The organism is Isoptericola sp. NPDC056573 (genome assembly GCF_042793335.1).
Lineage (GTDB): Bacteria > Actinomycetota > Actinomycetes > Actinomycetales > Cellulomonadaceae > Isoptericola.
Map to the genome: position 1 here is coordinate 74,965 of NZ_JBHTUY010000004.1, position 22,885 is coordinate 97,849.

The following is a 22,885-nucleotide window of genomic DNA, read 5'->3' on the forward strand; positions in this document are numbered from 1 at the left end:
TTGTTCACCTGCCGGACGGCCGTCGTTCATCCCCGGCGCCGCCCCGGCACCGACGAGAGGAGCCTCCCGTGCGACGTCGGTCCCGACGTTCCGAGACCCGGACGACAGCCAGCGACCCCGGACCGCAGCACCCGGGTCGCCCCGCCGGCCCCGCGTCCTCGGCACGCACCGCCACCGCGAGCCGCCTGCACGCGTTCAACCGGTTCGAGATCAAGTACCTCGTGCCGCAGGACCAGGCCGAGGAGCTCCGCGCCGAGCTGCGCCGGCACATGGACGACGACGCGTACTCCGGCGAGCGGGGCTACCCGATCACCAGCGTCTACTACGACACCGCCCGGCTGACGTTCTACTGGGAGAAGATCGAGGGCCTGAAGTTCCGGCGCAAGCTGCGCGTGCGGCACTACGGCACGGCCGACGACCTGACGCCGGACTCGGCGGTCTTCGTCGAGATCAAGCAGCGCGTCAACCGCGTCACGCAGAAGCGCCGCGTCGTGCTGCCGTACCGGGACGCGCTGCGGCTCTGCTCGCCGGAGGGCTACGAGCCCGAGGGCGAGGTCAGCCCCCGCGAGCGCGCTTTCCTCGACGAGGTGTCGACCCTGGTGGGCGAGCTCGACCTGCGCCCGACGGTGACCACCGGGTACCACCGTGAGGCCTGGGTGGGGCGCGAGGCCGACCTCGGCCTGCGCGTCACCCTCGACCACCGCCTGCGCGGCCGCGACCGCGACTTTCACCTCGCCTCCGAGGCCCCGAACCGGCTCATCCTGCCCGCCCGCCTGTCCGTGCTCGAGGTCAAGGCCAACGAGCGCGTGCCGGCGTGGGTCACGGACCTCACCGCCCGCATGAGCCTCGACGTCGTGCGGATCTCGAAGTACTGCCAGAGCGTGCAGGCCTTCGGCCTCGCGCCGCGCTCGACCATGCACGCCCCGGACGAGCTCGAGGCCGTCCTCGGCGACCCCGCCAGCGTCCAGACCACCGACCCCACCACCCCGACCGGCGTCGCCGACGCCCCGAACCGAAAGAGTGTCCTCGTCCGATGAACCTGCAAGATCTGAGCGGAACCTTCTCCGTCTTCGACGTCGCGATGACGCTGGTGCTGTCCTTCGTCCTGTCCTCGGCCATCGGCTGGGTGTACAAGCGGACGCACCGGAACATCTCCTACAGCCAGTCCTACGTCCAGACCCTCGTCATCATCGGCATGGTCGTCGCCGTGATCATGCTGGTCGTCGGGTCGAACATCGCCCGCGCTTTCGCGCTCGTCGGCGCCCTGTCCGTGATCCGGTTCCGCAACGCGATCAAGGAGACCCGCGACGTCGGGTTCATCTTCCTCGTGATGGCGATCGGCATGGCCGTCGGCACGCGCTTCTACCTGCTGGCCGCCGCGGCGACCGCGATCATCCTGCTCGTCATCTTCCTCATGCAGCGCTTCGACTGGTTCAAGCTCGACATCCAGCGGCAGGTGGTCAAGGTCCAGGTGCCGCCCGAGCCCCGGTATCAGCAGGACGTCGCCGACGTGCTGATCCGTCTGACCCAGGAGTTCGAGCTGGTGAGCGTCGAGACCGTGCGCGGCGGCGCCCTGACCGAGCTCTTCTACTCCGTGCGTCTCCAGGGCGGGGTCACGACCGCCGAGGTCATCGAGGCGCTCGGCGCGATCAACTCCGGGCAGAAGGTCACCGTCCTGACCGGGTACGACCAGTCCGACATGTGAGCGGGTGACCGATCAGGTGAACATGAGTCTCGCAAGCCTTCGCCAGCGCCTCCCGGTGCGGCTGCGCCAGCACTGGAAGCCCCTGACCGCGGGAGTCGTCGGGGTGGCCGTCGCCCTGACCTTCTTCGGGGACCTGACGATCCGGCCGTACTCCACGAGCTCGGCCGCCGTCACCGACGAAGAACGCCTCACCCAGGACATCACGGGGTCGGTCGACCTCTTCGACGACTCCGTGGACCACGAGATCTCGCTGTCGTACACGCAGGAGCGCTACGACGAGATGCTCGACGCCTACTTCGCCGACGGCGAGAAGGAGTGGATGTCCGCCGACATCACCATCGACGGCACCACGATCGAGGACGTGGCCGTGCGCCTCAAGGGCAACTCCACGCTCTCGTCGCTGGTCGACGACCGTTCGGGGTCCGACACGGAGGGCGAGCGCGCGCCGGGTGGCATCGGTGGCGGCATGGGCGGCGGCGAGGGTGGTATGCCCCAGCCGCCCGAGGGCATGGAGCTCCCCGAAGGCATGGAGCCGCCCGCGGACGGCCAGATGCCGGAAGGCGGGATGCCCGGCGGCGAGGACGGCGGTGGTTTCGGCGGCACCGGGGTGTCCCTGACCACCGCCGAGCCGGAGAACCTGCCGCTGCTCGTGAGCTTCGACGAGAACGAGCCGGGCCGTGCCTATCAGGGACGGACCGAGCTCTCGATCCGTCCCGCGAGCGCGTCGAGCGAGTCGTCGCTCAACGAGGCGGTCGCGCTCGAGCTCACGGCGCGGTCGGGACAGCCCACGCAGGACTACGCGTTCACCACCTATGCCGTGAACGACCGTCCGACCACGACCCGTCTCGTCGTCGAGAACCCCGACCCGCAGTACGCCGACGGGCTCGAGGGCGAGGGGGTGCTCTACAAGCTGCTGTCGACGAGCTCGTTCGAGTACCAGGGCGACGACCAGACCGAGTACACGGACGACTTCAAGCAGGTCAACCTCGTCGGCAGCCAGGACCTGCAGCCGATCGTGTCGTTCCTGAGGTGGTTGGACGGCGCGTCGGACGAGGAGTTCGCCGACGAGCTCGACCAGTGGGTCGACGTCGAGTCCTTCGCCCGGTACCTGGGCACGCAGGAGGTCATCGACAACTTCGACACCATCTCCGGGCCGGGCAAGAACGCCTACCTGTACTACGACCTCGACACCGGCCTCCTCAGCGTCGTGTCCTGGGACCTCAACCTCGCCCTCGGCGGGATGTCCGGTCCCGGCGGGATGGGCGGGATGATGCCCGGTGGCGGCGAGGGTGGCGGCACGTCGGACGACGACGCCCAGGGCCCGCCCGAGGGCATGGAGGGCGGCCCGGGAGGGGCCGGGGGCGGTGGCATGGGCGGGATGACGAGTCAGAACGCGCTCGTCACCCGGTTCGAGGAGGACGCCGGCCTCGCGGCGAAGATCGACGCCGCCGTCGACGACCTGACCGCCGAGTGGATCGACAGCGGGAAGGCCGCCGACCTGGTCGACGAGGTGGCCGCACGGGTGCCCGCCACCGACGGTGTCGACCAGGCGACGATCGACGCGGACGCGGAGTCGGTCCGAGAGCTCGTCGGCGGCGGCACCGACGAGTCGGACGCCGGGTCATCCGGCCGGTGACGACGCGGGCAGTGGTGGTCTCGACGGCCGCTCCCCCGCCTCGGCGTCTCCTCTGCGGGGTTCGTGGCGGGGAGGGTCGGTGCGGGGTCGGACGCGCGGTGGTCACGACCGGCGCAGATGGTCCTCCGTGGCGGTCTCGAGGCGACGCAGCAGCACGGCGAGCGCACGACGGTCCGAGACGTCCCACCCCGCGAGGAGCTCGTCCACCAGCCGGTCGCCGCCCTCGACGAACCGGCGGGCGACGTCCACGCCCGCCGGCGTGAGGTGCACGCGGGACGCGCGGGCGTCGGCGGGGTCGGCCCGCCGCTCGACGAGCCCCCTGGCCTCGAGGCGGCCGAGGATCTTGCTGACGTTGGACGCGCCCGTCGACAGGTGCTCCGCGACGTCGGACGGACGTCGCGGACCATGCCGCCAGAGCACCGTCATGACGACGATCGCGGGGGCGTCGAGGTCCACGCCCTCGCGGCGCGCGATCGACGCCATGAGGTCTCCGCCGGACCACAGGCCCATGACGCGCACCAGCGCGTCGAGCAGGTCCGAGCGGTACCCGGGGACGTCCGCCGCGTCCGCGGGCCGGGTCTCGGGACCGGTCGCGGGCGTCATGCGATCCGCGTGCCGCCGTCGACGGGCAGCACCACGCCGGTGACGAAGGCCGCCTCGTCGGACAGGAGGAACGCGGTGGCCGCGGCGATCTCCTCGGGGCGCCCGAGGCGCCCCATGGGCACGTCGGCGGCGTAGCCCGCGCGCGCCTCGGCGGGGAGCGACGCGAGCGCGGCGGTCTCGATCGCGCCGGGCGCGACCGCGTTGACGCGGATCCCGTCGCGGACGTACTCCAGGGCCGTCGCGTGCGTGAGGGAGACGACACCCGCCTTGGCCGCCGAGTAGGGCGACATGCCCGGCGACGCCTTGAGCCCGGCGATCGACGCGGTGTTGACGATCGACCCACCGCCGTGGGCGGCCATGTGCGCGATCTCCGCCCGCAGGCACAGGAACGTGCCCCGCAGGGTGATGTCCTCCACCCGGTCCCAGGCCTCGACCGGCATCTCGTGCACGCGCGTCGGCCGCGTGCCGACGCCCGCGTTGTTCACCGCCAGGTGGAGCCCGCCGAACGTCTCGACGGCGGTCGCGACCAGCGCCTCGACGGCCGCGGCGTCACTGACGTCGGCACCCTGGAACACGGCACGGCCACCGGACGCGGCGATCCCCTCGACGACCTTCGCCCCGGCCTCCGCGTCGACGTCGGAGACGACGACCGAGGCCCCCTCGGCGGCGAGCCGGGTGGCGACGGCTGCGCCGATCCCCGCGCCCGAGGCGGTCACGAGGGCGACCTTGTCGGCGAAGCGTGCGGTGGTGGACATGGACGGCCTCCTGAGCGAGCAATTTACTGTCTTGGCGACAGTATCACCGCTCTCGAGCTCGGCATCGCGCCCGAACGCCCGTGTCAGGTCAGGGCGGCGAGACGACCCGCGTCGCACGCCGATGAGCCGTGCGGTACCGCGACGGCGCGATGCCGTACTCGGCGACGAACGCCTGCCGCAGCGACTCGGCAGAGGCGAGACCGCAGTCGCGCGCGATGGCGCTGACGGTGCGGTCGGTCGACGCGAGCAGGTGCGCGGCCGCTTCGGTGCGTACCCGCCGGACGTAGCGCCCGGGGGTGCGGCCGACGTGCCGGACGAAGAGCCTGCTGAGCTGGCGCGGGCTGATACCGGCGTGGGCGGACAACGCACGAAGCGAGAGATCGGCGTCGAGCTGCGTGGTCACCAGGTCCGTGACCGACCGGACGTACGCGTCGCGCACCTGCGGCGCCGCGGTGAACGAGCTCATCTGCGCCTGGTTCCCCGGACGCTGGAGGTAGGTCACGAGATCCCGGGCGAGGCGGCGCGCGAGTTCCGGGCCGTGGTCCTCCTCGACCAGCGCCAGCGTCAGATCGAGGGCGCTGGTCACGCCGGCCGACGTGTAGACGCGACCGTCCCGGACGTAGATCGGCGCCGGGTCGACGCGGACGGCCGGGTAGTCGCGGGCGAGCCGGTCCGCGAACCGCCAGTGGGTGGTCGCACGGCGCCCGTCGAGCAGACCTGCCGCCGCGAGCACCGTCGCCCCGGTGCACACGGATGCGACCCGACGGCTCAGCGCGGCGAGCCGACGGACGTGCGTGACCACGAGCTGATCAGCTCCGGCGTCCTCGTGCCCGAGCCCGCCGGTCACGACGATCGTGTCGACCGGCTCGACCCAGCGCTGCAAGGAGCCCTGGCTCGCCAGCACCAGGCCGGAGTCGCACGCGACAGGCGCATTCCCCGGCGTGAGCAGCACGAGCCGGTACCCGGGACGGGCGCCGAGCCGATTCGCCAGGACCAGCGTGGAGGTCACGCAGGCGATGTCGAGAAGTTCCGCACCGGCGTACCCGATGACCGCGACGACACGCTCGTCCATGAGCCCCACCCCGATTTCGCGACGCCTGGTCCAAGGATCTGGACACCTCCAGACGGTACCCCCGGGGCGTACCCGAATCGAGAGGGAGCCTGGGTCCACGAGGTCGCGGCTGCACGACGCACCACCCACCCGACGGAGCGAGGACGACATGAGCGCGGAACCCACGATTCGTACGAGCACCGCGGCACCCGCCCTGGAACCGTCGTCCGGCGCCACCGTGCGCTGCGTCGTGAGCCGCTGGCCGGCCGCGCTGGGCCTGGGCGTCGCGGCCGCTCTGCTCGCGACCGGGGTGGGTGACCGCGCCACGCTTGCCATCGGGGTGAGCGCGGCCGCGCTCTGCTACCTCGCCGCGGCGGCGTTCGGGCGCCGATGGGTCGCGTGGGCGAGCGTCCTCGGCACGTCGCTCGTGATCGTGGCGAGCGAGGCCGCGGGGATCCCCTGGTGGACGGGGGTGGGCATCACCGCCCTGATGCTCCTCATCGTCAGCGCGACGCGCGGGGCGACGCGAGCCGCAGTGCCGCAAGCACTTGCGCTCGTCGGCTTCGGAGCCGTGGCCGTGACCGCGCTGGCGATCGATCCCCAGGCCGGTCTCGTGGTCGCGGGGCTCGCGCTCGCCGGCCACGGCGTGTGGGACGTCGTGCATCACCGGAGGGACCAGGTGGTGCCCCGGTCGATGGCGGAGGCCTGCTTCTTCCTCGATGTCCCGCTCGGCCTGGGCTGCATCGCCCTGGCGTTCTTCGGCTGAGAGGGCGCCGACGCCGTTCTACCGCCTCCCGACAGGCACACCGATCGAGCCTGTCGACCACCGACGATCGACAGTCAGGAGATGACATGCGGAAGCTGACCTATGGGATGAACGTGAGCCTGGACGGCTACGTGGCCGCGGCGGACGACGACCTCGGCTGGAGCCGGCCCAGCGACGAGTGGTTCCAGTGGTGGTCCGATCGGGTCGCCGCAACCGGCCTGGCGCTGTACGGGCGCAGGCTGTGGGAGACGATGAGCTCGCACTGGCCGACCGCCGATCAGCAGCCCGGCGTCACCCCGGCCCAGGTCGAGTTCGCCCGCCGCTGGCGAGACATGCCGAAGGTGGTCTTCTCCTCGACGCCGAGGCCTGTCGGCTGGAACGCCCGCGTGGTCACCGGTGACGTCGTCGACGAGATCACCCGGTTGAAGGCCGAGGACGGCGGCCCCCTGGATATCGGGGGCGGCCCCACGCTCGCCGCGACCGCCATGCGCGCCGGGCTGATCGACGAGTACTCGATCGTCACCCACCCGGTGCTCGTGGGTGCCGGCAGACCGTTCTTCACGGCGCTCGAGCACTGGGTGAGCCTTGATCTGGTGGAGAGGCGAGAGTTCCCCGGTGGTGTGGTCCTGACACGATACGAGACCAGACGTTGAGCGTTGCCCGTTCGTCGACCGACCACGCCCGGGTCTGGGTGTCAGTCGCGCGGGACTCCGCTGGCGCGGGTGATGAGTGCGTCGAACTGTCGGTCGCCGAGAATCCTCCCGGCGGCGATGAGGGGGCGTGCGCCGTACCCGACTGCGTAGCGGGTCTTCGGGCGGCGGGCGGTGACCGCCTTCGCGATCACGTCGGCGATGACCGACGGCGGGGAATTGCGGCGGGTGTTGGCCTCCGATCGCAGCGACCTGGCCACCGCTTCGGCCTGACGCTCGTACGGGCCGTTCGCCGAGGTCTTCTCGAGGTTGTCCGCGGCGATGCCGCCCCACTCGGTGGCGATCCCGCCCGGCTCGATCACGACGACGTCGATGCCGAACGGAGCCAGCTCCAGCCGCAAGCAGTCGCTGAGCGCTTCGAGGGCGAACTTGGTGCCGTGGTACCAGCCGCCGAGCGGGGTGTAGATCTTGCCGCCCATGGACGTGATGTTCACGATCGTCCCGGACTTCTGCTCGCGCATGCGGGGCAGCACGAGCTGGGTCAAGTTCATCGCGCCGAAGACGTTCACCTCGAACTGGCGGCGACCTTCGTCGATGTCGACGTCCTCGATCGCGCCGTAGGACCCGTAGCCGGCGTTGTTGACGAGCACGTCGATCCGGCCGGTGTCGGCGACGATCGTCGCCACGCCGTCCTTCATCGACTGCTCGTCGGTCACGTCCATCCGGAGCGGGCGGACGCCGTCCGCGGCGAGCCTCTGCAGCCGGTCGGTGCGGCGTGCGGCGCCGTAGACGGTGTATCCAATGCTCTGCAGCTTGCGTGCGGTGGACTCACCGATGCCCGAGGAGGCTCCGGTGACGAGGGCGACCTTGGTGGTCATGTTCTCTCCCGATGTAAGATGAATCGCGGTTCACCATATATGCTGAACCACGATTCACGATCGCGCAAGCGTGCGGTCGCGTCACACCGGGAGGAGCACTGATGAGCCAGAGTCGTCCGCTACGAGCCGACGCGGTCCGCAACCGTGGCCGCATCCTGGCGGCAGCCCGGGAGCAGATCAGCGCCACGGGACCGGACGCAGGGATGGACGAGATCGCACGGTCGGCCGGAGTGGCCGTCGGCACCCTCTACCGGCACTTCCCGAACAAGACCGACCTCGTGGGAGCGGTGATCGCCGAGTACGTCGCCGAGGTGGCCGACGACGCCGAGGCTGCGCTGGGGCGTGCGCGTCAGGGTGCGCGCGCGGTCGACGAGGTCGTGGGGTTCCTCGATCGCGTCGCGGAGTCGACCGCGCACCACCACGCGGTGAAGGTCGCAGCCAAGGCGCTCGGCGTGGAAGGTCACGGAGACCAGCCGGACGAGGCGCGCGCGGCCGCGGCGATCGGAGAACTCATCCACCTGGCGCAGCTCGCGGGCGACGTCCGGTCGACCGTGACGGTCGCCGACATCTATCTCCTCATGGCGACGGCGCCGATGGATCAACCCGCACCTGTCCGGCAGCGGTGGCTCGAGCTGATCCTGCCCGGAATCACGACGCGGGATTGATCAGGGCGTCCAACCCCGGACAGCCCTGCACCGGCCACCCTGTACCTCTGCCGTACGCGTGAAGCACGCGGTCGTGCTCTGCGTACCGGCCCCGGGTCCCACCATCCGCTTTGTGCGCTAAGCGCGCCAAATGCGGAACCCACCCTCCTCGCTGCGGGCACGCCACCTGGAGAAGCACCTGGCCTGGGGGCAGATGTTCGAACCGGAGGTCCTCAAGCGAATCGGCGGCCCGGCAGCCACCAGGCGACTACACACCCACGCGCTGATCCACGCGGCATTCGCTTGTCTCGACGCCGCGTTCGCCGAATGGGTGGCTCTGGAGCGGGCCCGCACGCTCTCCGATCTGCTCGACGATGCGTTCGACGCTCTCCGCTGACTCTCGAAGCCGTGACGCCAGTTGCGGGCGAGGCCTCGCCGAACACGTTCAGCAGAGAGCCTCGGTGCCCGAGGTACCAGCACCGAAGCTGACGACTGCCAGCAGGGTGAACAACGATGATTGCCGTGCGGCCGCCCGGGCCTGCGGACGAACGGAATGAGCCCGAGCGACGCGGTTCGAGGTCGTCTCCCGCGGCGCCCATCGAAGTCACGCTGGCGAGCAGGTCCTCGCACACAGCGGCATCCGGTCCGCGCACGAGGACGGTCCATCCTCCGGGCCCTGCGGCATCAAGCAGGCAGAGCTGCCGGGCACATCGGCACGGCGGCGACGTGGCTCTTGGCGTCGTGGACGTTGTCCCGCGCGTCGAGTGTGGGGTTAGTAGGGGCTGCCGTCGCCGCGCATCCCGAGCGCATGGTCGCCCCCGAGCGGGAAGGGCTCGGCGTCGTGCGGCGCCTTCGCATCGGGGCGGCGTGGCGGGAGGTCGCGCGGCCGCTCCAGCGGTGGCAGCTTCGCCTTCGAGCGCCGCTGGAACCAGCCACGGATCGTCTTCTTGGCTGACATCGTGACCTCCAAGGTCCGCTGTCTCCGATTGTAGACGTGGCCTTGCCGCGTCACACCCGTCGCAGACGTCGGTGGCCCCCCCGGGACCCGCGGCGCCGCCCGGTGCGCTGGCCTCGCCAAGTGCCCGGCAGCCGACGAGCTCGACGGACGCGAACACGAGGGACGACCGGTGCACACGAGAAATGCGGGGGTGGTGGGCCCGGAGGGACTCGAACCCCCGACATCCACGGTGTAAGCGTGGCGCTCTGACCAGCTGAGCTACAGGCCCTGGACAGCGCAGCAAAGAATACCCGGCGACGGAGCGCCCACCGGACAGCCGCGCGGCCCTCGTCAGGGTCAGATCTCGGCGAGCGCCTCGCGGTAGGCCTGGAGGTCGCGCCGCTGGCCGCGCGGGTTGATGACCGACCACCGCACGATCCCGTCGGCGTCGACGAGGAACGTGCCGCGCAGCGCGTGGCCGCTGGTGGGGTCGAACACCCCGTAGGCGTCGGCGACGGCGCCGTGGGGCCAGAAGTCGCTGAGCAGGTCGAAGCCGAAACCCTCCTGCTCGTGCCAGGCCTTGAGCGTGAAGACCGGGTCGGTGGAGACGCCCAGCACCCGCACCCCGGCCGCCTCGAAGTCCTCGATGTTGTCGCGCAGCTCGCACAGCTCACCGGTGCAGATGCCCGAGAACGCGAACGGGAAGAACACGAGCAGCACCGGCTCGCCGCGCAGGTCGGCGAGGTGCACGGGCGTGCCGTGGGTGTCCGGCAGCGTGAAGTCGGGAGCGGGGTCGCCCGCGCGCCGGCGCACCTCGGGGGCCGAGGCCGTCACCGGCCGGTCACCGCGTCAGCGCCCACGACCGCGGTTGGCCAGCTTGGTGGCCGACCAGTCGGGCGCGACCGCGAAGGTGCTCGTCGCGTGCAGGCCGGCGGTGGTCGCGGCCTCCTGGATCTCGTCGTGGCCGACGTGGCCGTCGCGCCCCGGCTTCGGCGTCAGCAGCCAGATGAGACCGCCGTCGTCGAGCACCGTCAGGACGTCGACGAGCATGTCCGTGAGGTCGCCGTCCTCGTCGCGCCACCACGCGATGACGCCGTCGGTGACGTCGTCGTAGTCCTCGTCGACGAGCTCGCTCCCGACCGCGGCCTCGACCTCGGCCCGCAGCGCGTCGTCGACGTCGTCTCCCCACCCGAACTCCTGCACGACCTGACCGGGCGTGAACCCGAATCGAGCTGCCGGGGATTCCGCCTGCTTACCCACTTTGGACCTTCGTTCCTCTCCGTCTGACCATCACCGACACGTACGGACGCGCGCGCGGGGCGCACGTCTGTCGTGTGCGCCAACGTAGTCCACCGGAAGCACGTCCGCCCGGCAACCCCCACACGCCCGTGGTTTGCTCGGAGCGGGGCTGCACAGTGACCTCGGCAACATCGACGACCTGCGGCATGACGTAGATCACGGATCCTTGACCGCCCGATGGTGTTCCCCCGGGCCGTCTGGGGACACAATGAGTGATGACCACCCGTTCGTGGTCCGCACCGTCGCGACCACGCGCCATGGTGCCTTCACGACGGGATGCCTGACACGGACCGGGGCGGCGACCATGTGCCGCACACCGTCCGAAGATGAGAGAGGTTGCTGGTGGCTTCGTACGACGAGACCGGACCGTTGATCAACGGCCTGCTCAGCGCCGTCCCGGACATCGACCCCGCCGAGACCGGCGAGTGGGTCGAGTCGTTCGACGGCCTGATCGACGACAAGGGCGGCCCGCGGGCGCGCTACGTCATGCTCAACCTGCTGCGCCGCGCGCGGGAGCGCAACGTGCACATCCCCGCGACGCTCGCGACGCCCTACGTCAACACGATCGCCGTGCACGACGAGCCGTACTTCCCGGGCGACGAGGCGATGGAGCGTCGCTACCGCTCGTGGATCCGCTGGAACGCGGCCGTCATGGTGACGCGCGCGCAGCGCCCCGAGATCTCCGTGGGCGGCCACATCTCCTCCTACGCGTCCGTCGCGACGCTGTACGAGGTGGGCCTGAACCACTTCTTCCGCGGCAAGGACCACCCGGGCGGCGGCGACCAGGTGTACTTCCAGGGGCACTCCTCCCCCGGCCAGTACGCCCGCAGCTTCCTCGAGGGCCGCATGTCGGCCGAGACGCTCGACGGGTTCCGCCAGGAGAAGTCGCACGCCGGCGGCGGCCTGCCCTCGTACCCGCACCCGCGCATGCTGCCGGACTTCTGGGAGTTCCCGACGGTCTCGATGGGCCTCGGCCCGGCGTCGGCGATCTACCAGGCGTGGACGAACAAGTACCTGCACAACCGCGGCATCAAGGACACCAGCCAGCAGGACGTCTGGGCGTTCCTCGGCGACGGCGAGATGGACGAGCCGGAGTCGCGCGGCATGCTGCAGCAGGCGGCGCACCAGCAGCTCGACAACCTGACGTTCGTCGTGAACTGCAACCTGCAGCGCCTCGACGGCCCGGTGCGCGGAAACGGCAAGATCATCCAGGAGCTGGAGGCCCAGTTCAAGGGCGCCGGCTGGAACGTCATCAAGGTCGTCTGGGGCCGCGAGTGGGACGCCCTGCTCAACGCGGACAAGGACCGCGCCCTGGTCAACCTCATGAACGCCACGCCCGACGGCGACTACCAGACGTACCGCGCGGAGTCCGGCGCGTTCATCCGCGAGCACTTCTTCGGCCGCGACCCGCGGACGAAGGCCCTCGTCGAGAACATGACCGACGACGACATCTGGAACATGAAGCGCGGCGGTCACGACTACCGCAAGATCTACGCGGCGTACTCCGCGGCCCGGGCCCACACGGGCCAGCCGACGGTGATCCTCGCGCAGACGGTCAAGGGCTACGCCCTCGGTTCGAGCTTCGCGGGCCGCAACGCCACGCACCAGATGAAGAAGGTCAAGAACTCCGACCTCAAGGCGCTGCGCGACAACCTGCACATCCCGCTGACGGACGAGCAGATCGACGCCGACCCGTACCTGCCCCCGTACTACCACCCGGGGATGGACGACGAGGGCATCCAGTACATGCTGGAGCGCCGCCGGCACCTGGGCGGCTTCCTGCCCGAGCGCCGCTCGACGCCGAAGCCGCTGACGCTCCCGGAGCCGAAGGCCTACGAGATCCTCAAGAAGGGCTCGGGCACGCAGCACGTCGCCAGCACGATGGCCTTCGTGCGCCTGCTCAAGGACCTCATCAAGGACAAGGAGTTCGGCAAGCGCGTCGTGCCGATCATCCCGGACGAGGCCCGCACGTTCGGTCTGGACGCGATCTTCCCCAGCGCCAAGATCTTCAACACGCAGGGGCAGAACTACCTCGCCGTGGACCGCGAGCTCATGCTGAGCTACAAGGAGTCCGAGTCCGGCCAGATCATGCACACCGGCATCAACGAGGCCGGCTCCGCCGCCGCCTTCCAGTCCGTCGGCACGTCGTACGCGACGCACGGCGAGGCCATGGTGCCGGTCTACATCTTCTACTCGATGTTCGGGTTCCAGCGCACGGGCGACCAGTTCTGGGCGGCCGGCGACCAGCTCGCCCGCGGCTTCATCATCGGCGCCACCGCCGGTCGCACCACCCTGACCGGTGAGGGCCTGCAGCACGCCGACGGCCACTCGCCACTCATCGCCGGCACCAACACGGCGATGGTCCAGTACGACCCGGCCTACGGCTACGAGATCCGCCACATCATGCGCGACGGCATCGAGCGCATGTACGGCGACGGGTCCGACGGCCGCGACCAGAACGTCATGTACTACCTCACGGTGTACAACGAGCCGATGATCCAGCCGGCGGAGCCGGAGGAGGTGGACGTCGACGGCATCCTCCGCGGCATCCACCGGATCGCGACGTCCGACGTCGAGGGCCCCAAGGCCCAGCTCCTCGCCTCCGGCGTGGGCGTGCCGTGGGCGCTCGAGGCGCAGCAGCTCCTCGCCGAGGACTGGGGCGTGTCGGCCGACGTGTGGTCGGTGACCAGCTGGAACGAGCTGCGTCGTGACGCGCTCGCCGCGGAGAAGGACGCCCTCGTGGACCCGGCCGCGGAGCCGCGCACCCCGTACGTCACGCAGAAGCTGTCGGGCTCCCAGGGTCCGTTCGTCGCCACCAGCGACTACGACCACCTGGTGCCGGACCAGATCCGCGCCTGGGTGCCGGGCGACTACGCGGTGCTCGGTGCGGACGGCTTCGGCTTCTCCGACACCCGCGCGGCCGCGCGGCGCTACTTCCTCATCGACGGCCCGTCGATGGTCGTGAAGACGCTGCAGCAGCTCGCCCGTCGCGGCGAGGTCCCGGCCGACGTCGTGGCCAAGGCGGTGGAGAAGTACCGCCTGCTCGACGTCAACGCCGGCACGTCCGGCGTCGCCGGCGGCGACAGCTGACGTAGCGCCGCACCGCACGAAGGCCCCGAGCCGCACGGCTCGGGGCCTTCGTGCCGTCTCCGGCGGTGCCGGACCGTCGGGCGACGACGGCGGGGCTACATCGTCGAGGTCTGCTCGCGGGCGGCCACGACGCGAGCCAGCTCCGCCCGCAGCGCGGCGGTGCCGGGGTGCTGGGCGAGCGACTCCAGGTGCTGGCGCGCCTCCGCGACGCGACCGGCCTCGAGGGCCGCGAGCACGAGCTGCCGACCCACCTCGGGCGTGTGCTCGCGGGCGCGCCAGTGGCCGATGCCGAGACCCAGCGCCTCGGTGGGCATGCCGGCGTCGCGCAGGATCGCCAGGCCCTCGGCCAGGGCCTCGCCGCCCGGGTCGCGCTCGGCCGCGGTGGCGAGGCGCCGGGCCGCGCCCTCCGGGTCGTCGGCGACGGACAGGCGCCCGAGCTCGAGCAGCGGGCGCCACCCGCGCGGGTGACCGGCGAGCTCCTCCGCGAGCGACCACACGGCCAGGTCGGCGGCGCGCTGCTGCGCGGCCTCGTCGGCCGGGGCGGTGAGCGGGTCCTCCGGGTTCGGCGACTCGGCCGCGCGACGGCGCACGATCTCCGCGAGCGCCCGGAAGGCGGGCGCGTCGTTGGGGTCGTCGGTGAGGATGGCCCGCAGCGCGTCCTCGGGCACCGTGTCCCCGTGCTCCTGGGCGGGCGACGGCCGGCGCGCGGCCACCGTCGAGGCGGAGAACGGCCGGCGCAGCAGCTGCCGGAGCCGGGGCATGAGGGCCATAGCACCGACACTATCCAATGACCCCCGCCACGGCCGGGCCCCGCTCCGACCGCCCGGACGTTTGTGCACTCCCCACAACCACGCCCGTATCCTCGACCCATGACGAGCAGCGGCACCCCGACCTCCACGACCGACGGGACCGCCGTCCCCGAGGGCAGCGCGGACGGCACTCCCGTCTCCCGGGGCGAGAACGTGCAGCGCGTGCGGGAGGGCATGGGGCTGCTCACCTCGACCGCGATGCGCCGCCTCGAGGAGGACGTGCACTGGTACCGGCAGCTCCCGGCGGAGGACCGGTCGTACGTGGCCCTGGTCGCGCAGTCCGGCATCAACGCCTTCGTGAGCTGGTTCGCCGAGCCCACGCCCACCCCGCACGGCGTCGGCGAGATGTTCGCCGCCGCGCCGCCCGAGCTCACGCGCTCGATCTCCCTGCAGCACACGCTGCAGCTCGTCCGCCTCATGGTCGACGTCGTGGAGCAGCACTCGGACGAGATCGCGGCCCCCGGGTACGAGCGCGAGCTGCGCGAGGCGGTGCTGCGGTACTCCCGCGAGATCGCCTTCTCCGCCGCCGAGGTGTACGCCCGCGCCGCCGAGGTGCGTGGCGCCTGGGACGCCCGCCTCGAGGCGCTGGTGGTGGACGCGCTGGTGCGCGGCGACGGCGACGACTCGCTCCGCTCGCGCGTCTCGGCGCTCGGCTGGAGCGGCCGCGGCCAGGCCCTCGTGGTGGTGGGCGAAGCGACGACGCGGCTCGACGACGTCCGCACGGCGGAGCTGCGGCGGCTCGCCCGCCGCGCCGCGGGCGACGCCCTGGTCGGCATCCACGGCGACCGTCTCGTGCTCGTGCTGGGCGGCGAGGGCGACCTCGTCGCCGCCGCCACGTCGCTCCTGGACCGCTTCGGTCCCGGGCCCGTCGTGATCGGCGGCGTCGTGCCCGACGTCTCGGACGCCGCGGCGTCCGCGGCCGCCGCCCTCGCCGGGCTGGCCGCCGCGCCCGCCTGGCCGCAGGCGCCGCGCCCGGTGCTCGCCGACGAGATCCTGCCGGAACGCGTGCTGACCGGCGACGTCACCGCGCGCCGCACCCTCGTGGCCCAGGCGTACCGCCCCCTGCAGGAGGCGTCCGGCTCCGTGCTCGAGACGCTGTCCGCCTACCTGGGCACGGGCCGGTCGCTCGAGGCCGCCGCACGCCGCCTGTACGTGCACCCGAACACCGTGCGCTACCGGCTGCGCAAGGTCTCCGAGATCACCGGCTGGGACCCGCTCGACGCCCGCGAGTCGTTCGTCCTCCAGATCGCCCTGGCTCTCGGGCAGCTGGAGGGGGACCCGGGCGCCGGCTGAGCGCGCCGGGCACGGTCTCGGCCCGTGCGACGCGCGCGTCCTTGGAGGTTTCCCACAATCGCTTTCCACCAGGTTCGTGCGCGTCGCGACGACGCACCCCCGCCGCGGGGTGACACCGTGGGCACGTGCTCGCCGTCGTCTGCCCTGGACAGGGCTCTCAGACCCCCGGGATGCTCAGCCCCTGGCTGGAGCTGCCCGGCACCGCCGACCTGCTCGACACCTTCTCGGCCGCGGCCGGGACCGACCTCGCCCAGCACGGGACGACGTCGGACGCGGACACGATCCGCGACACCGCCGTGGCCCAGCCGCTGATCGTCTCGTCGTCGCTCCTCGCCCTGCACGCCGTCCTCGACGGGCGCCCCACGACCGAGGTCGTGGACGTCACGGCCGGCCACTCGGTCGGCGAGCTCAGCGCCGCGGCCGTCGCGGGCGCGCTCGACGACGCCGGCGCCGTCGGCCTGGTCTCGCACCGGGCGCGCGCGATGGCGGAGGCCGCTGCGGCCGCGCCGTCCGGCATGAGCGCCGTCGTCGGCGGCGACCCCGACGAGGTCCTGGCCTCGATCGAGGCCGCCGGTCTGTTCCCCGCGAACGTCAACGGCGGCGGCCAGGTCGTCGCCGCCGGCGACCTGGAGCGCCTCGCCGCGCTGGCCGCCGACCCGCCGACCCGCGCCCGCGTGATCCCGCTGCAGGTCGCGGGCGCGTTCCACACGCCGTTCATGGAGTCGGCCAGGGCCGCGTTCGACCAGGTCGCGACCGGCTGGCTCGCCACCGACCCGCGGCTGCCGCTGCTGTCGAACGCCGACGGCGCGTCCTACGACACGCTCGGGACCGGCGCCCACGGTCACGGCACCGCCACGGACGTCCTCGCGCGCCTCGTCGCGCAGGTCACCGCGCCGGTGCGCTGGGACCTGTGCCAGGCGACGCTCGCCGAGCGCGGCGTCACCGGCATCCTCGAGCTCGCCCCGGGCGGGGTCCTCACCGGCCTGGCCAAGCGCGCGCTCAAGGGCGTCGAGTCGGTCGCCGTGAAGTCCCCCGACGACGTCGAGGCCGCGCGCGACCTCATCTCCCGCCACTCGGTCGCCGCGGGCGCCGGGACCGCCGCGTGAGCCAGTCGCTCCCCGGGCCGCGCCGCACGCTCCGTCAGGCCGAGCCCGTCCGCTTCTCGCGGATCCTCGCGATCGCGGGCGAGCGCGGCGAGCGCGTCGTGACGAACGACGACGTCGCCGGCCCGATCGACTCCTCCGACGAGTGGATCCGCCAGCGCACGGGCATCGTCACGCGCCGGTACGCCGCCGCGGACGTCGACGTGCTCGACCTGGCCGAGGCGGCGGCCCGCAGGGCGCTCGACGCCGCCGGCCTCACCGGCGCGGACGTGGACGTGGTGATCCTGTCCACGGTGACGTACTTCCACCAGACGCCGGCGGGCGCGGCCGTCCTCGCGGAGCGCCTCGGCGCCACCCCGGCCGCGGCGTACGACGTCTCGGCCGCCTGCGCGGGCTACGCCTACGGGATCGGCCAGGCGGACGCCCTCGTCCGCTCCGGCGCCGCCCGGCACGTGCTGGTGATCGGCGCGGAGAAGATGTCCGACTTCGTCGACCCCACGGACCGCTCCATCTCGTTCCTGCTGGGCGACGGCGCGGGCGCGGCCGTCGTCGGCCCCTCGGACATCCCGGGCATCGGCCCGACGGTGTGGGGGTCGGACGGCGCGAAGTCGCAGGCCATCTCGCAGACACGCGGCTGGTCGGACCTGCGCGCGGAGCCGACGGCCGGCTGGCCGACGCTGCGCCAAGACGGCCCGACCGTCTTCAAGTGGGCCAGCTTCCAGATGGCCCCGATCGCGGCGAAGGCCATGGCGGAGGCGGGCGTCGAGCCCGAGGACGTCCAGGTCTTCGTGCCGCACCAGGCGAACATGCGCATCATCGACCAGCTCGTCAAGCAGCTGCGGCTGCCCGAGAGCGTCGTCGTGGCACGTGACATCGCCGACACCGGCAACACGTCCGCCGCGTCGATCCCGCTCGCCACGGAGCGGCTGATCTCCGAGGGGCAGGCCCGCTCCGGCGACCTGGCCCTGCAGATCGGCTTCGGCGCCGGCCTCGTCTACGCGGCCCAGGTCGTGGTGCTGCCCTAACCTCTGGTGCGACCCTGGCACTCGGTCGCGCGACAGGTCGCGCGATCGGTCGCCCGGGGTCGTGACCGACCCCCGTGGTGCGGGACAATCGCACCGCAACACCCCACGGTGCCGGACGGCCGGTACCCCGTTTCAAGGAGAGACGCACCCCATGGCTTACACCTCCCAGGAGATCCTCGAGGGCCTCGCCGAGATCGTCGCCGAGGAGACCGGTCTGCCCACGGACGCGGTCGTGTCGGAGAAGTCGTTCACGGACGACCTCGACATCGACTCGCTGTCGATGATGACGATCGTGACCCACGCCGAGGACAAGTTCGGCGTCCGCATCCCCGACGACGAGGTCAAGAACCTCACCACGGTCGGCGACGCCGTCTCGTACATCGAGGGTGCGCAGGCCGCGTGACGCCGCGGGGCGCTCGCCCCGCCGCGCGGGCGGGCCGGTGACCCCGGCCCGCCCGGCAACCTGAACGACTCGTACCCGCTCTCACCTCAGGAGTGACCCACCCATGACTGCCGCACCCGCCTCGCGCGACGTCGTCGTCACCGGCCTCGGCGCCACCACCCCGCTCGGTGGCGACGCTCCCAGCACCTGGGCTGCCGCCCTCGCGGGTGAGTCGGGCGCGCGCACCCTGGACAACGACTGGTCGGAGAAGTACGGGATCCCCGTCACGTTCGCCGCCACCATCAAGGTCACGCCCGACCAGGTCCTCTCGCGGCCCGAGACCAAGCGCATGGACCCGTCCACGCAGTACGCGATGGTCGCCGCCCGCGAGGCCTGGCAGGACGCCGGCGCCCCCGAGGTCGACGGCGAGCGGCTGGGCGCCGTGGTCTCCTCCGGCATCGGCGGCATCTGGACCACGCTCGACGGCTGGGACACGCTCAAGGAGCGCGGCGCCCGCCGGATGCTTCCCATGACCGTCCCGATGCTCATGCCGAACTCCCCCGCGGCCTACGTGTCGCTCGAGTTCGGCGCCAAGGCCGGGGCCCACGCGCTCGTGTCCGCCTGCGCGTCGGGCGCCGAGGCGATCGGCTACGGCGTGGACATGATCCGCGCCGGCCGGGCCGACGTCGTCGTGTGCGGCGGCACCGAGGCGACGATCCACCCGATGCCCATCGCGGCCTTCGCCGCGTCGCGCACGCTCTCGCTGCGCAACGACGACCCGCAGGGCGCCTCACGACCGTACGACGTCGACCGCGACGGCTTCGTCATCGGCGAGGGCGCCGCGATCGTGGTGCTGGAGAGCGCGGAGCACGCCGCCGCCCGCGGTGCCCGCGTCTACGCGAAGATCGCCGGCGTCGGCCTCTCCGCCGACGCCTTCCACATCACCTCTCCCGACCCCGAGGGCACCGGACAGGTCTCCGCGATGCGCCGGTCGCTCGAGGACGCCGGCGTGACGTCGCGTGACGTCGTGCACGTCAACGCGCACGCCACCTCCACCAAGGTCGGCGACCTCACCGAGACCGCGTCGATCCGCACCCTCATGGGCGGCGAGGCCGACCACGTGCGGCTCTCGGCCACCAAGTCCATGACCGGCCACCTGCTGGGCGGCGCCGGCGCGCTCGAGACGCTCTTCACCGTCAAGGCGGTGCACGAGCGCCTCGCCCCGCCCACGATCAACGTGGCGAACCCGGACCCCGAGCTCCAGGTGCCGCTGGTGCGGGCCACCCCGGAGAAGCTGCCCGACGGCGACATCGTGGCGCTCAACAACTCGTTCGGTTTCGGCGGCCACAACGTCGCCCTCACGGTGACGAGCGCCTGACCGCAGCCTGGTCCAGGCACGACGACGCCCCGCCACCTCGCAGGAGGTGGCGGGGCGTCGTCGTACGCGTCCGTCGTGCGGCGCAGGGTTCCCCCCGCCGGGCTCAGCCCACGCGGTGCAGCCAGCGCACCGGGGCGCCGGCGCCGGCGTAGCGGAACGGCTCGAGCTCGTCGTCCCAGGCGGTGCCGAGGGCGAGATCGAGCGCCTCGCGCACGCCGCGGCCGTCGTGCGCCGACTCCATCGCGGCCCGGACACGGTCCTCCGGGACGACGACGTTGCCGTGCACGTCCGTCATGGCGTGGAAGATGCCGAGGTCAGGGGTGTGCGACCACCGTGCGCCGTCGGCACCGTGGCTCGCCTCCTCCGTCACCTCGTAGCGCAGGTGGTCCCAGCCCCGCAGGGCAGAGGCCAACCGGGCACCCGTTCCCTGGGCGCCCTGCCACGAGTACTCGGCACGGTAGAGACCGCGCCCCGCCGGCTGGGCAGTCCAGTCCAGCGACACGCGTCCCCCGAGCACGTTGCCCGCCGCCCACTCGAGGTGAGGGCAGAGCGCACGGGGTGCCGAGTGCACGAACAGCACACCGCGGGTAATCGCACCAGCCATGTTGTCCTCCCTGGTTCCGAGGTCCGTCTTCCCCTACGTCCTCGAACCGGTCGGCCTGCTGGTCGGCGAGCTCCGACGGTGTGTCGTCTTGACACATCCTGCCCGATGGCGGGCCGGGGTGCGAGAGGAAACGCAGACTTCATGCGTCCTCTTGAGCACCCCTTGAGGAACTCAGAGTCGTTCGCGCAGCTCCCGCATGGCCTTCTTGCGCACGGTGCGCTCGAGACGGTCCAGGTAGAGCTTGCCGTCCAGGTGGTCGCACTCGTGCTGGAGGCAGCGCGCCATGAGGCCGGTGCCCTCGACGACGAGCTCGTTGCCGTCGAGGTCCGTGCCCACCACGCGGGCGTACCACGCGCGGGTGGTGGGGTACCAGAGCCCCGGCACGGACAGGCAGCCCTCGTCGCCGTCCTGGGTCTCGTCCGAGAGGTCCACGATCCGTGGGTTGAGCACGTAGCCGATCTCGTCGTCGACGTTCCAGGAGAACGCCCGCAGGCTCACGCCGATCTGGTTGGCCGCGAGGCCCGCCCGGCCGTCGGCATCGACGGTCTCGACGAGGTCCTCCACGAGCGACCGGACCCGGTCGTCCACGGTGGTGATCTCGTCGCAGGGTGTGCGCAGCACGGGGTCGGGCAGCACCCGGATCTCTCGCATCGCCATGGCCCGCATTCTCCCACGTCGTGGGCGGGTGGGAGCGCCGATTATCACGGTTTGATAACGTGCCGAGCGATGCTACGACCGATGACCGAGTCAACCACGACGCCCGCCCTCGACCCGGGCCGCGCCGCCGCACCCGCGACGGGCCGTCCACGCCTGGCCGCGCTCGACGGGCTGCGCTTCCTGGCCGCGATGGCGGTGCTCGCCTACCACTACGTGGCCGTGAACCACTCCGCCTGGGGTGCCCGCACCGAGGACTCGTTCCCGAACCTCCAGCCGCTGGCCGTGTTCGGGTCGTTCGGGGTCCAGCTGTTCTTCGTGGTCAGCGGCTTCGTCATCCTCATGTCGGCCTGGGGCCGGGACGTGCGGTCCTTCGCCGCGTCCCGCGTCGGGCGTCTCTTCCCCGCGTACTGGCTCTCCGTGGCCGCCGTCGTGCTGCTGCTCGTCGTCGTCGCCCCCGGGCACAAGGACGTGGGGATCCCGGAGACGGCCGCCAACCTCACGATGGTCCAGCGGGCGTTCGGCGTCCAGGACATCGAGTCCGTCTACTGGACCCTGTGGGCCGAGCTGCGGTTCTACGTGCTGGTCGGGGTGCTCCTCGCGTTCGGGATGACGCGCAACCGCCTCGTCGCGTTCGCGGCGGTGTGGCCCGTCGCCGCCGCCGTCGCCGTCCAGTCCGGCAGCACGCTGTGGTCCACCGTGCTGGTCGGCACCGACGCGCCCCTGTTCGCCGGCGGCATGGCGCTGTTCCTGCTCACCAAGGAACGCCGTTCGCTGGTGCTGTGGTCGGTCCTGGGCCTCAACGTCGCCCTCGCCGGCGTGATGTCCGGCCGCAGCCAGTCCCTGCGGATCGCCACCAGCACCGACGTCACGGTCGGGCCGCAGACGTACTGGGTCGCGATCGTCGTCTGCTTCGCGCTCGTCGCCGCCGTCGCCCTCACGCGCCTCGACCGGCTGTCGTGGCGGTGGCTCACCGTCGTGGGCGCCCTGACCTACCCGCTGTACCTGCTGCACTCGTCCTGGGGGCAGTGGATGATCGCCAAGACCAGCCCTCACCTGCCCGCCGGGGTCACGTTCGCGATCGTCACCGTCGTCATGCTCGGCGTCGCCTACCTCGTGCACCGGTTCGTCGAGCGGCCCCTCGGGCCGCGGCTGCGCCGCGCCGTCGCACGCGACCTCGAGCGGGCCGGCCACGCGCTCGGGCACCGCGCGCGGGGGGCACGCAGGGCTCAGGCCCCCGAGCCGGACGCCGCGTCCTCCAGGTAGGCCTCGAGCACGTCGCGCAGCACCAGCGCCTGGTTGTGCTCCGTGTCGCGCGCCGAGTAGAGCAGCGTCAGGCGCCGGTCCCCGGCCCCCAGCGCCGCGAGCTCCGGAACCTCCGGGTTGTCCGCGAGCTCTGCGCGGTAGCGGCGCTCGAACTCCTCGAACCTTCCGGGGTCGTGGTGGAACCAGGTCCGCAGGTCCGTCGAGGGCGCGACCTCCTTGCTCCAGCGGTCGAGGTGGGCGTGATCCTTGGAGATCCCGCGCGGCCAGAGCCGGTCCACGAGCACCCGCGCGCCGTCGTCCGGGGCGGGGTCGTCGTACACGCGCTTGACGGTGATGGTCACTCCCCCATGACACCGC

The 22,885-nt window shown here is 72.0% G+C and carries 25 protein-coding genes and 1 tRNA gene; 14 read left to right on the forward strand and 12 right to left on the reverse strand.

The window, feature by feature from the left end:
• The first annotated feature begins 68 nt into the window (after nucleotides 1–68).
• From ACFQ8E_RS07790 to ACFQ8E_RS07800, 3 genes are read left to right on the forward strand one after another with little or no spacing between them, the layout of a single operon-like run.
• Nucleotides 69–1,037 (forward strand): polyphosphate polymerase domain-containing protein, encoded by a 969-nt coding sequence (locus ACFQ8E_RS07790; protein WP_430550007.1) that lies wholly within the window; start codon nucleotides 69–71, stop codon nucleotides 1,035–1,037.
• Nucleotides 1,034–1,705, forward strand: coding sequence for a DUF4956 domain-containing protein (locus ACFQ8E_RS07795; RefSeq protein ID WP_430550008.1), 672 nt, complete (start codon nucleotides 1,034–1,036; stop codon nucleotides 1,703–1,705). The genes ACFQ8E_RS07790 and ACFQ8E_RS07795 overlap by 4 nt, the downstream gene beginning before the upstream one ends.
• Before the next feature lie 22 nt (nucleotides 1,706–1,727).
• Entirely contained in the window at nucleotides 1,728–3,341 is a 1,614-nt protein-coding gene (locus ACFQ8E_RS07800) for a CotH kinase family protein (RefSeq protein WP_430550009.1), read from the forward strand.
• A 102-nt stretch (nucleotides 3,342–3,443) separates the two neighbouring features.
• Here ACFQ8E_RS07800 and ACFQ8E_RS07805 read toward each other — a convergent pair whose 3' ends face one another.
• The 3 genes from ACFQ8E_RS07805 to ACFQ8E_RS07815 all read right to left on the reverse strand — a co-directional run bounded on the left by ACFQ8E_RS07805 (nucleotide 3,444) and on the right by ACFQ8E_RS07815 (nucleotide 5,771).
• Nucleotides 3,444–3,944 (reverse strand): MarR family winged helix-turn-helix transcriptional regulator, encoded by a 501-nt coding sequence (locus ACFQ8E_RS07805; RefSeq protein WP_430550010.1) that lies wholly within the window; start codon nucleotides 3,942–3,944, stop codon nucleotides 3,444–3,446.
• Complete coding sequence (locus ACFQ8E_RS07810; RefSeq protein ID WP_430550011.1) at nucleotides 3,941–4,699, reverse strand: SDR family NAD(P)-dependent oxidoreductase; 759 nt, start codon at nucleotides 4,697–4,699, stop codon at nucleotides 3,941–3,943. The genes ACFQ8E_RS07805 and ACFQ8E_RS07810 overlap by 4 nt, the downstream gene beginning before the upstream one ends.
• Before the next feature lie 88 nt (nucleotides 4,700–4,787).
• Nucleotides 4,788–5,771, reverse strand: a complete 984-nt coding sequence (locus tag ACFQ8E_RS07815) for a GlxA family transcriptional regulator (RefSeq protein ID WP_430550012.1) — start codon at nucleotides 5,769–5,771, stop codon at nucleotides 4,788–4,790.
• Between the two features lie 148 nt (nucleotides 5,772–5,919).
• Here ACFQ8E_RS07815 and ACFQ8E_RS07820 point away from each other — a divergent pair, with 148 nt between their 5' ends.
• Entirely contained in the window at nucleotides 5,920–6,516 is a 597-nt protein-coding gene (locus ACFQ8E_RS07820; RefSeq protein WP_430550013.1) for a hypothetical protein, read from the forward strand.
• A gap of 86 nt (nucleotides 6,517–6,602) precedes the next feature.
• The gene (locus ACFQ8E_RS07825) at nucleotides 6,603–7,169 is read left to right on the forward strand and encodes a dihydrofolate reductase family protein (RefSeq protein ID WP_430550014.1); all 567 of its coding nucleotides are present in this window, start codon (nucleotides 6,603–6,605) and stop codon (nucleotides 7,167–7,169) included.
• Between the two features lie 41 nt (nucleotides 7,170–7,210).
• Here ACFQ8E_RS07825 and ACFQ8E_RS07830 read toward each other — a convergent pair whose 3' ends face one another.
• Entirely contained in the window at nucleotides 7,211–8,044 is an 834-nt protein-coding gene (locus ACFQ8E_RS07830) for an oxidoreductase (RefSeq protein WP_430550015.1), read from the reverse strand.
• 101 nt (nucleotides 8,045–8,145) lie between these two features.
• Here ACFQ8E_RS07830 and ACFQ8E_RS07835 point away from each other — a divergent pair, with 101 nt between their 5' ends.
• Nucleotides 8,146–8,709: a helix-turn-helix domain-containing protein gene (locus ACFQ8E_RS07835; RefSeq protein WP_430550016.1), complete on the forward strand. Its 564-nt coding sequence runs from the start codon at nucleotides 8,146–8,148 to the stop codon at nucleotides 8,707–8,709.
• A gap of 130 nt (nucleotides 8,710–8,839) precedes the next feature.
• On the forward strand, nucleotides 8,840–9,085 hold the full coding sequence (locus tag ACFQ8E_RS07840) for a hypothetical protein (protein WP_430550017.1): 246 nt from the start codon (nucleotides 8,840–8,842) through the stop codon (nucleotides 9,083–9,085).
• 375 nt (nucleotides 9,086–9,460) lie between these two features.
• On the opposite strand, the gene ACFQ8E_RS07845 is transcribed toward ACFQ8E_RS07840, so the two are convergent.
• The 4 genes from ACFQ8E_RS07845 to ACFQ8E_RS07860 form a co-directional block, all read right to left on the reverse strand.
• Nucleotides 9,461–9,646 carry a hypothetical protein gene (locus tag ACFQ8E_RS07845; protein WP_430550018.1) on the reverse strand — a complete coding sequence of 62 codons (186 nt, stop codon included), beginning with the start codon at nucleotides 9,644–9,646 and terminating at the stop codon, nucleotides 9,461–9,463.
• A gap of 191 nt (nucleotides 9,647–9,837) precedes the next feature.
• Nucleotides 9,838–9,914: transfer RNA gene (locus tag ACFQ8E_RS07850), tRNA-Val, on the reverse strand.
• 68 nt (nucleotides 9,915–9,982) lie between these two features.
• Nucleotides 9,983–10,459 carry a peroxiredoxin gene (locus ACFQ8E_RS07855; RefSeq protein WP_430550019.1) on the reverse strand — a complete coding sequence of 159 codons (477 nt, stop codon included), beginning with the start codon at nucleotides 10,457–10,459 and terminating at the stop codon, nucleotides 9,983–9,985.
• Between the two features lie 15 nt (nucleotides 10,460–10,474).
• The gene (locus ACFQ8E_RS07860) at nucleotides 10,475–10,885 is read right to left on the reverse strand and encodes a DUF3052 domain-containing protein (RefSeq protein WP_429764203.1); all 411 of its coding nucleotides are present in this window, start codon (nucleotides 10,883–10,885) and stop codon (nucleotides 10,475–10,477) included.
• Nucleotides 10,886–11,266: 381 nt separating this feature from the next.
• On the opposite strand from ACFQ8E_RS07860, the gene aceE reads away from it, so the two are divergent.
• Entirely contained in the window at nucleotides 11,267–14,014 is a 2,748-nt protein-coding gene (aceE, locus tag ACFQ8E_RS07865) for a pyruvate dehydrogenase (acetyl-transferring), homodimeric type (RefSeq protein WP_430550020.1), read from the forward strand.
• A gap of 95 nt (nucleotides 14,015–14,109) precedes the next feature.
• Here the strand turns inward: aceE and ACFQ8E_RS07870 are convergent, their stop codons facing one another.
• Nucleotides 14,110–14,784: a hypothetical protein gene (locus tag ACFQ8E_RS07870; RefSeq protein ID WP_430550021.1), complete on the reverse strand. Its 675-nt coding sequence runs from the start codon at nucleotides 14,782–14,784 to the stop codon at nucleotides 14,110–14,112.
• A 99-nt stretch (nucleotides 14,785–14,883) separates the two neighbouring features.
• Here ACFQ8E_RS07870 and ACFQ8E_RS07875 point away from each other — a divergent pair, with 99 nt between their 5' ends.
• The 5 genes from ACFQ8E_RS07875 to ACFQ8E_RS07895 all read left to right on the forward strand — a co-directional run bounded on the left by ACFQ8E_RS07875 (nucleotide 14,884) and on the right by ACFQ8E_RS07895 (nucleotide 20,004).
• Nucleotides 14,884–16,116 carry a PucR family transcriptional regulator gene (locus ACFQ8E_RS07875; RefSeq protein WP_430550022.1) on the forward strand — a complete coding sequence of 411 codons (1,233 nt, stop codon included), beginning with the start codon at nucleotides 14,884–14,886 and terminating at the stop codon, nucleotides 16,114–16,116.
• Nucleotides 16,117–16,241: 125 nt separating this feature from the next.
• The gene (locus tag ACFQ8E_RS07880) at nucleotides 16,242–17,222 is read left to right on the forward strand and encodes an ACP S-malonyltransferase (protein ID WP_430550023.1); all 981 of its coding nucleotides are present in this window, start codon (nucleotides 16,242–16,244) and stop codon (nucleotides 17,220–17,222) included.
• Nucleotides 17,219–18,244, forward strand: coding sequence for a beta-ketoacyl-ACP synthase III (locus ACFQ8E_RS07885; RefSeq protein WP_430550024.1), 1,026 nt, complete (start codon nucleotides 17,219–17,221; stop codon nucleotides 18,242–18,244). The genes ACFQ8E_RS07880 and ACFQ8E_RS07885 overlap by 4 nt, the downstream gene beginning before the upstream one ends.
• A gap of 151 nt (nucleotides 18,245–18,395) precedes the next feature.
• A complete protein-coding gene (locus ACFQ8E_RS07890; protein WP_079574895.1) occupies nucleotides 18,396–18,647 on the forward strand; it encodes an acyl carrier protein in 252 nt (83 codons plus the stop codon).
• A 103-nt stretch (nucleotides 18,648–18,750) separates the two neighbouring features.
• Nucleotides 18,751–20,004, forward strand: a complete 1,254-nt coding sequence (locus tag ACFQ8E_RS07895; RefSeq protein WP_430550025.1) for a beta-ketoacyl-[acyl-carrier-protein] synthase family protein — start codon at nucleotides 18,751–18,753, stop codon at nucleotides 20,002–20,004.
• A gap of 103 nt (nucleotides 20,005–20,107) precedes the next feature.
• Here the strand turns inward: ACFQ8E_RS07895 and ACFQ8E_RS07900 are convergent, their stop codons facing one another.
• Both ACFQ8E_RS07900 and def read right to left on the reverse strand, forming a co-directional pair.
• Nucleotides 20,108–20,608, reverse strand: coding sequence for a DUF3145 domain-containing protein (locus tag ACFQ8E_RS07900; protein WP_429732474.1), 501 nt, complete (start codon nucleotides 20,606–20,608; stop codon nucleotides 20,108–20,110).
• Nucleotides 20,609–20,779: 171 nt separating this feature from the next.
• Nucleotides 20,780–21,265 carry a peptide deformylase gene (gene def / locus ACFQ8E_RS07905; protein ID WP_430550026.1) on the reverse strand — a complete coding sequence of 162 codons (486 nt, stop codon included), beginning with the start codon at nucleotides 21,263–21,265 and terminating at the stop codon, nucleotides 20,780–20,782.
• Between the two features lie 81 nt (nucleotides 21,266–21,346).
• Here def and ACFQ8E_RS07910 point away from each other — a divergent pair, with 81 nt between their 5' ends.
• Nucleotides 21,347–22,528, forward strand: a complete 1,182-nt coding sequence (locus ACFQ8E_RS07910) for an acyltransferase family protein (protein WP_430550027.1) — start codon at nucleotides 21,347–21,349, stop codon at nucleotides 22,526–22,528.
• Here ACFQ8E_RS07910 and ACFQ8E_RS07915 read toward each other — a convergent pair.
• A complete protein-coding gene (locus tag ACFQ8E_RS07915; RefSeq protein ID WP_430550028.1) occupies nucleotides 22,492–22,869 on the reverse strand; it encodes a DUF488 domain-containing protein in 378 nt (125 codons plus the stop codon). The two genes, ACFQ8E_RS07910 and ACFQ8E_RS07915, sit on opposite strands and share 37 nt — an antisense overlap.
• Nucleotides 22,870–22,885: the final 16 nt, after the last annotated feature.

Bases quoted from the DNA above. Each gene is read 5' to 3' on its own strand.
- ACFQ8E_RS07910 (WP_430550027.1), top strand. From the start codon at position 21,347: ATGACCGAGTCAACCACGACGCCCGCCCTCGACCCGGGCCGCGCCGCC.
- ACFQ8E_RS07810 (WP_430550011.1), bottom strand. From the start codon at position 4,699: ATGTCCACCACCGCACGCTTCGCCGACAAGGTCGCCCTCGTGACCGCC.
- ACFQ8E_RS07840 (WP_430550017.1), top strand. From the start codon at position 8,840: ATGCGGAACCCACCCTCCTCGCTGCGGGCACGCCACCTGGAGAAGCAC.
- def (WP_430550026.1), bottom strand. From the start codon at position 21,265: ATGGCGATGCGAGAGATCCGGGTGCTGCCCGACCCCGTGCTGCGCACA.
- ACFQ8E_RS07845 (WP_430550018.1), bottom strand. From the start codon at position 9,646: ATGTCAGCCAAGAAGACGATCCGTGGCTGGTTCCAGCGGCGCTCGAAG.
- ACFQ8E_RS07805 (WP_430550010.1), bottom strand. From the start codon at position 3,944: ATGACGCCCGCGACCGGTCCCGAGACCCGGCCCGCGGACGCGGCGGAC.
- ACFQ8E_RS07825 (WP_430550014.1), top strand. From the start codon at position 6,603: ATGCGGAAGCTGACCTATGGGATGAACGTGAGCCTGGACGGCTACGTG.
- ACFQ8E_RS07830 (WP_430550015.1), bottom strand. From the start codon at position 8,044: ATGACCACCAAGGTCGCCCTCGTCACCGGAGCCTCCTCGGGCATCGGT.
- ACFQ8E_RS07815 (WP_430550012.1), bottom strand. From the start codon at position 5,771: ATGGACGAGCGTGTCGTCGCGGTCATCGGGTACGCCGGTGCGGAACTT.
- ACFQ8E_RS07820 (WP_430550013.1), top strand. From the start codon at position 5,920: ATGAGCGCGGAACCCACGATTCGTACGAGCACCGCGGCACCCGCCCTG.
- ACFQ8E_RS07835 (WP_430550016.1), top strand. From the start codon at position 8,146: ATGAGCCAGAGTCGTCCGCTACGAGCCGACGCGGTCCGCAACCGTGGC.
- ACFQ8E_RS07900 (WP_429732474.1), bottom strand. From the start codon at position 20,608: ATGGCTGGTGCGATTACCCGCGGTGTGCTGTTCGTGCACTCGGCACCC.
- ACFQ8E_RS07875 (WP_430550022.1), top strand. From the start codon at position 14,884: ATGACGAGCAGCGGCACCCCGACCTCCACGACCGACGGGACCGCCGTC.
- ACFQ8E_RS07795 (WP_430550008.1), top strand. From the start codon at position 1,034: ATGAACCTGCAAGATCTGAGCGGAACCTTCTCCGTCTTCGACGTCGCG.
- ACFQ8E_RS07870 (WP_430550021.1), bottom strand. From the start codon at position 14,784: ATGGCCCTCATGCCCCGGCTCCGGCAGCTGCTGCGCCGGCCGTTCTCC.
- ACFQ8E_RS07890 (WP_079574895.1), top strand. From the start codon at position 18,396: ATGGCTTACACCTCCCAGGAGATCCTCGAGGGCCTCGCCGAGATCGTC.
- ACFQ8E_RS07800 (WP_430550009.1), top strand. From the start codon at position 1,728: ATGAGTCTCGCAAGCCTTCGCCAGCGCCTCCCGGTGCGGCTGCGCCAG.
- ACFQ8E_RS07895 (WP_430550025.1), top strand. From the start codon at position 18,751: ATGACTGCCGCACCCGCCTCGCGCGACGTCGTCGTCACCGGCCTCGGC.